This is a genomic window from Photobacterium chitinilyticum, assembly GCF_004104355.1.
Lineage (GTDB): Bacteria > Pseudomonadota > Gammaproteobacteria > Enterobacterales > Vibrionaceae > Photobacterium > Photobacterium chitinilyticum.
This window is the reverse complement of the sequence record NZ_RJLM01000243.1, coordinates 1-394: the sequence shown is the minus strand read 5'-3', so window position 1 is coordinate 394 and position 394 is coordinate 1. Positions and strand designations below refer to the sequence as shown.

The following is a 394-nucleotide window of genomic DNA, read 5'->3' as shown; positions in this document are numbered from 1 at the left end:
AAAATTTGTTGCTGAGTTAATCGGTACGTTCATGCTTGTATTCGTCGGGACAGGAGCTGTTGTTTTTGGAAATGGTCTTGATGGCCTTGGTCACCTTGGAATCGCCTTTGCTTTTGGTTTAGCAATCGTGGTGGCAGCCTACTCAATCGGAACTGTTTCAGGTGCTCACTTGAACCCGGCTGTTTCGATTGCTATGTTTGTAAACAAACGTTTGTCATCTTCAGAACTTGTAAACTACATCCTTGGTCAGGTTGTTCTCACCCGTCCGCCGCTCGCCGCCCAATAACGCACCCGAAGGATTGTTACTGTCGCTGCCGCTCGACTTGCATGTGTTAGGCCTGCCGCCAGCGTTCAATCTGAGCCATGATCAAACTCTTCAATTAAAGTTTTGTTG

General features: G+C 47.5%; 1 protein-coding gene. It reads left to right on the top strand.

Annotated elements, in window-relative coordinates; all coding sequences use genetic code 11:
• A partial coding sequence (locus EDI28_RS26605; protein WP_199287524.1) for an aquaporin occupies positions 1 to 286 on the top strand: 286 nt, incomplete at its 5' end.
• Positions 287 to 394 lie beyond the last annotated feature (108 nt).